This window comes from Shewanella sp. 10N.286.54.B9 (assembly GCF_041468565.1).
Taxonomy (GTDB): domain Bacteria; phylum Pseudomonadota; class Gammaproteobacteria; order Enterobacterales; family Shewanellaceae; genus Shewanella.
Window position 1 is genome coordinate 1 of sequence record NZ_JBFRIY010000067.1, and the last position, 5,508, is coordinate 5,508.

Annotated in this window: 7 protein-coding genes and 3 tRNA genes; 6 read left to right on the top strand and 4 right to left on the bottom strand. The window is 41.5% G+C overall.

Translation table 11 applies throughout. The features are described from left to right. Positions 1-173: 173 nt before the first annotated feature. Positions 174-1,418, bottom strand: a complete 1,245-nt coding sequence (gene punC / locus AB4135_RS19700; RefSeq protein WP_371995140.1) for a purine nucleoside transporter PunC — start codon at positions 1,416-1,418, stop codon at positions 174-176. A gap of 117 nt (positions 1,419-1,535) precedes the next feature. On the opposite strand from punC, the gene punR reads away from it, so the two are divergent. The 6 genes from punR (at position 1,536) to AB4135_RS19730 (ending at position 4,730) form a co-directional block, all read left to right on the top strand. After that, positions 1,536-2,438: a DNA-binding transcriptional activator PunR gene (gene punR / locus AB4135_RS19705; protein WP_371995141.1), complete on the top strand. Its 903-nt coding sequence runs from the start codon at positions 1,536-1,538 to the stop codon at positions 2,436-2,438. A 199-nt stretch (positions 2,439-2,637) separates the two neighbouring features. Continuing rightward, the gene (locus AB4135_RS19710; RefSeq protein WP_220736505.1) at positions 2,638-3,291 is read left to right on the top strand and encodes a Bax inhibitor-1/YccA family protein; all 654 of its coding nucleotides are present in this window, start codon (positions 2,638-2,640) and stop codon (positions 3,289-3,291) included. A gap of 57 nt (positions 3,292-3,348) precedes the next feature. Then, positions 3,349-3,738 carry a sulfurtransferase complex subunit TusD gene (gene tusD, locus AB4135_RS19715; protein ID WP_371995142.1) on the top strand — a complete coding sequence of 130 codons (390 nt, stop codon included), beginning with the start codon at positions 3,349-3,351 and terminating at the stop codon, positions 3,736-3,738. A 22-nt stretch (positions 3,739-3,760) separates the two neighbouring features. Next, positions 3,761-4,117 carry a sulfurtransferase complex subunit TusC gene (tusC, locus tag AB4135_RS19720; protein ID WP_371995143.1) on the top strand — a complete coding sequence of 119 codons (357 nt, stop codon included), beginning with the start codon at positions 3,761-3,763 and terminating at the stop codon, positions 4,115-4,117. Continuing rightward, positions 4,117-4,398, top strand: a complete 282-nt coding sequence (gene tusB / locus AB4135_RS19725; RefSeq protein ID WP_371995144.1) for a sulfurtransferase complex subunit TusB — start codon at positions 4,117-4,119, stop codon at positions 4,396-4,398. Before tusC ends, tusB begins: the two co-directional genes overlap by 1 nt. Before the next feature lie 2 nt (positions 4,399-4,400). Further along, positions 4,401-4,730 carry a TusE/DsrC/DsvC family sulfur relay protein gene (locus tag AB4135_RS19730; RefSeq protein ID WP_371995145.1) on the top strand — a complete coding sequence of 110 codons (330 nt, stop codon included), beginning with the start codon at positions 4,401-4,403 and terminating at the stop codon, positions 4,728-4,730. A 438-nt stretch (positions 4,731-5,168) separates the two neighbouring features. Here AB4135_RS19730 and AB4135_RS19735 read toward each other — a convergent pair. The 3 genes from AB4135_RS19735 to AB4135_RS19745 all read right to left on the bottom strand — a co-directional run bounded on the left by AB4135_RS19735 (position 5,169) and on the right by AB4135_RS19745 (position 5,495). Beyond that, positions 5,169-5,254: transfer RNA gene (locus tag AB4135_RS19735), tRNA-Leu, on the bottom strand. 82 nt (positions 5,255-5,336) lie between these two features. Continuing rightward, positions 5,337-5,410 (bottom strand) — tRNA-Cys (locus AB4135_RS19740). 9 nt (positions 5,411-5,419) lie between these two features. Further along, positions 5,420-5,495, bottom strand: a tRNA-Gly gene (locus AB4135_RS19745). Between the last annotated feature and the right edge of the window lie 13 nt (positions 5,496-5,508).

Below are 5,508 nucleotides of genomic sequence, written 5' to 3' on the forward strand. Positions count from 1 at the left end.
AGATAGGGATTTGAACCCTAGATGGGCTACAAACCCATGCCGGTTTTCAAGACCGGTGCATTCGACCACTCTGCCATCTCTCCGAACGCGGCGAATAATATAGCGCCTTTTTGAACTTGTAAAGTCCTAATTGTAAGATCTTTAACTAGTTGGTTAAATAGAGCGCAAACTGATTATTTTTCCTCTTTACAGGCACCAATACGTGCAGGATCCGGGAAGACAAAGTTTTTATTCACTTCTTGCCAGTTTTTGTAATTACGCAGTTTGAAACCAGCGAATACAATAAACGAACACAGCATAATGCCCCAGCCTATGGCCATCTCACCTTTACTAACCCACATAGCGACTAAACTGGATGCGCCAAACGATAAGCTAATTTGAATGAAATTTTGTAACCCAGCAGCTTTTGCTGCATTTTTAGGGAATTGCTGTAGCGCGCTGTTAACGACAATTGGATAAATTGCACCGTTACAAGCCGCAAGTATCGAGAAAGCTGTGAGTAATGGAAAAATCGATAAACCTTTAACCAAAATAGTTACCACAACAATAGCCAATACGCACAATCCAAATAAAGCTAACAACACTTTAAGTGCGGTTTCTGTACCCGTCTTACGAATAAGCGTTTTACTTGCATAACCACCAAGAATAAACATGATTGTTTGCGGGATAAAGCTTAAGCCAATGGCAGTCGCATCATAGCCATGTTGCTCCATAACCATCGGCCACACAGTAAGGTAGGAAAAGAAAGCACCGGAACATGCACCAAAGATAACCACGTTTCCTAGGTAACTGGTGTTCTTCAATATAGAGAGATAGCTAATATCGCTTTTTTCGACATTGGTTTGTTTAGCTTCTTTTGGAACAAAACTAAAAGTGAGCGCAATCATTGCAACCGCTAAACAGGTCAAGGTAATAAAAATGCTTTCCCAACCGTAAGACTCGAGTATAAATGCACCTAAGATTGGCGCAAGTGCCGGTGATAGTGCCACTAAAGGCATAATGTTAGAAAATACATTCTGCGCTTTTGTAGCGTCATATTTTTCAATCACAATGGCTTGCCAAATAACACCTGCTGAACAAGCGCCAATGGCTTGCATAAAGCGTGAAATATTGAAAACTAACATTGAGTCGCTCGTTGCTAATGAGATACTTGCCAATGTGAAAACCGTTAGACCAAAAATTAGCGCGTTACGTTTGCCAAAACGCTCTACAATAGGACCATAAATTAGTTGTCCTAGCGCTAGACCTGCTAAGAAGAATGTTAACGACATAGCCACATGTGAAGGCGATGTTGCCATTGTGTCTTCAATTGCTTTGAATGCAGGCAAATACATATCGGTTGCAATAAAGCCAAGCATACTTAGCAACGCTAGATAGGTAAGAAATAGATAGTATTTAACATTCATTAGAGATTTCATAAGTAATAAAACAGAATTAGATAAATTAGGCTGCGGAGTGTAAACACTTGCTAAATCGCTGTGAAACGTTTATTTTTCACATTAGCCATCAAAAATAATCACAGCAGGATGTGAGCCATGCTATCTGAACAATCTATGCAGCTAATTGATATGGTTGCCCGTGTAGGGAGCTTCACTGCTGCCGCGAATAAGTTACACAAAGTACCTTCGGCAGTTAGCTATGCAGTCAAACAAATAGAAGAAGAACTTGGTGTCGTGCTTTTTGTTCGGCACCATCGTAGCGTTAGCTTAACTCCTGCAGGCGAACATTTCGTCAAGCAATCACGCACTTTACTCACCGAAATGGAAGCGATGCGCTCTGACACCGTTAGAGTTGCAAATGGCTGGCAACCTACCCTGGCTATTGCATTAGATAATATCGTTAGAGCCGATAAGATCAGCAATTTGATTGCAGATTTCTATCGTACTTTCGACAATGTTGAGCTCATAATTCGTATTGAAGTCTTTAATGGCGTGTGGGAGTCAATTGCAACTGGGCGCAGTGATATTGCCATTGGTGCCACCACAGCAATACCTGTAGGTGGTGAGTACCATTTTAGAGACATGGGTGAAATTGATTGGTGTTTCTTGGTCGGCAAAAACCACCCTCTTGCCAATATTGATAGACCATTGACCGATGATGAAGTCCGTCAGTATCCCTCCATTTGCTTAGAAGATACTTCCCGCGAAATTCCTAAACGTATGACTTGGTTGCTGGATAACCAAAGACGCTTAGTGGTACCGGATTGGATTAGAGCGATAAATTGTTTTCGTGAGGGACTTGGTATTGGGTATATGCCAGCACATTTTGCGTCACCGTTTATCAAAACCGGCGCATTGATTGAGAAACAACTTGAGCATTCTAAGAAGAAAAGCCCCTGCTGTTTAGCTTGGAACGCATCAAACAAGTCACCGGCAATGGCATGGGTTCTCGATTATCTAGGCGATACAGAGAAACTTCAAAAGGATTGGTTAGATTAAAATAGCTTCCTGATAAATTGTATCGTGCTTTGTGACAAAGATATGCTAGGCATAAGCTTTATAACATGCCTAAGCTAATGTATGATTCAATAACTTAACGAGCATTTTGAGGCTTATTAACAGAATCGGGAACTACTCGGTTAATTAAGGCTCAAATATACAGCTTGAGCATTTGTCTTCGGAGAAAGAAATGAGAGATATGACGCAACAAACCGCCTACGGTCAATCGACGGTAGAGGTTAATAAACTACTTAAAAACACCTACATGCTACTTTCAATGACATTGGCATTCTCTGCGGTATGTGCAGGTTTAGCGATGGCATTAGCGATTAGCCCAATGATGTCTTTGGGTTTATCGATTGGTAGCTTAGTACTGTTGTTTGTGACGCTACGTAAAGCTGAGTCAAGTGCAGGGATCTTCTGGGTATTTGCTTTCACTGGTATGCAAGGTGCGTCTCTAGGTTATATTCTGAACCATTATGCAGGTATGGCTAACGGTCCACAGCTTATTATGCAGGCCCTAGGTTTAACATCAGTAATCTTCGTTGCCCTTTCAGGGTACGCCGTTACCACTAAGAAAGACTTCTCTTTCATGCGTGGTTTCTTAATCGCTGGTTTAGTGATCATGGTTGTCGGCCTTCTCGTTAACTTGTTTTTAGGTAACGGTATGGTGTTTATGGCGCTTAATGCTGGTATTGCATTATTGATGACCGGGTTCATTCTTTACGATACGAGCAAAATCGTTAATGGTGGCGAGACCAACTACATTCGCGCGACTATCTCATTGTACCTAGATTTCCTAAACCTATTCGTAGCACTGCTACATTTAATGGGTATGGGCAACGATGACTAATTCCAATTAATTTTAATTGAGTTAAAATGGTCCTACTTAAGGGCCATTTTTTTTATCATGAGCAAATTTATTATCCAGATTAACTCCCCTGCTTATGGCAGTGCATCGAGTTATAATGCTTATCGCTTTGCCGAAGCAGCCTTACAAAACGGACACCTTATTGATAAAGTCTTTTTCTATCAAGATGGCGTTCTAAATACCAATAGCCTTAACAGTCCTGCTAGTGACGAGTTTGATCTTCAAAGCGCATGGTTATCTCTCAGCGAACAATACAATTTCCCGTTGGTTAATTGTGTCTCTGCTGCGCTGCGTCGTGGGGTTCTGTCTAGTAGTGAAGCAAAAGAAAACAATACTGAGCATTGGAATATGGAGCCTCCGTTTATAATGGGTGGATTAGGTGAACTTGTTACCGGTATTGAGACAGCTGATCGTTTGGTTAGCTTTTAAAGGCTGTTGAGAGGAGTTAAAGTTGAAGAAACTTTGTATTGTATTCAGTCAAGGCCCCCACGGTAATGCTAATGGGCGTGAAGCCCTAGATCTCGCTTTACTCAGTGCAAGCTTTGAGCAGGAAGTTAGCTTAGTTTTTACAGATGAAGGGATCTTAAATTTATTAAAGAACCAATCGCCAGAAACAATTGGTGCTAAAGACTACATCGCCACGTTTGGCGCGCTACCACTATACGATGTAGAAACAATTATCGTCTGTGAAGTTGCTATGACAGAGTTTGCCCTTACAGAAGACGATATAAAGCTAGAAGTTCAGTTTTGTTCGTCACAGGCGATTGCTGCGCATTTAAACCATGTTGATGAGGTCTTAGTATTCTAATGATATTGCATCATATACAATCGTCTCCTACGCAAAGTGCTGCGCTTAAACTCTGTTTACGCTACATAAACAGCGCTGATAGCATTTTGCTGTCGTCTAACGCGGTTAATTGTCTATTAAACAAAGAGTGGCAATCACGCTTAAGCGGTTACAACATCCTTGTGCTAGAAGATGATGTGATTGCTCGTGGACTGCAAGCACGCTTGAGCACATTTAGAATGATTAGTTACGCAGATTTTGTAGCGCTTACCTTAACCCATAACAAAATGATTAGCTGGTAAAGATGATTGTATTTAACGGACAGAGTATTGAAACTGATCACCAAGGCTACTTAAAAGTTGTCAGCGACTGGAGCCCTGAACTTGCGCTAATAATCGCTAAAGAAGAGCAGATTGAGCTTACCGAGGCGCATTGGGAAGTGATTAATTTTGTGCGTAATTTTTATCTAGAGTTTAAAACGAGTCCGGCTATTCGAGTGCTCGTAAAAGCGATCGGTCAGAGTTTAGGTGCGGATAAAGGTAATTCAAAGTATCTTTATACCTTGTTTCCTATAGGGCCTGCCAAGCAAGCGACAAAAATTGCCGGTTTACCAAAACCTGCTAAATGTATCTAGCAGCTTGAAGCACTAATAATAGTGACTTTTTAAAGCCCATTCACTTGGGCTTTTTTGTGCCTTTAATTCCTTGCTACGATTGTTCTGAATCCCCATACGCAATAAGTCACTAATACCGCTCACATCGCAAAACGACTTCCTAAATCTATTTAGACCAGCATAAGTGATATTTGCTGCAACTGTTCTCCAGAGCTAAGGGAGCGTAAGCATATCAGCTACGAGCTTGATCTCGTAGCTCACGACGTGTAACTCACTGAGTAAAAACTAAGTTTGAGTTCATTAATGCAGGTTTAAAACCGCAATAACTCGCCAGTAATCTAGATGTGTCGGCCAACATCTGTTATTGATTGGTATAAGCCATTATTTAAAGCGGATATTTAGATACAAAAAAGCCCCAACTTGCGTTGAGGCTTATTGTAATTCTCTTGCGAGAATATTTGGTACCCGAGGCCGGACTTGAACCGGCACGCCTATTAAGCGAGGGATTTTAAATCCCTTGTGTCTACCGATTCCACCACTCGGGCAAACTCTTTGATTCTGATGATACGTGTTATCGGTAGAAACACTGTAGTTAATTACTTAACCACTCATCAAACTCTTAATTTGTGGAGGCGCGACCCGGAGTCGAACCGAGATCGACGGATTTGCAATCCGCAGCATAGCCATTCTGCCATCGCGCCATATTAAATTGGAGCGACATATCGGGTTCGAACCGATGACCTATACCTTGGCAAGGTATCGCTCTACCAACTGAGCTAATGTCGCATTTCAATTTAAT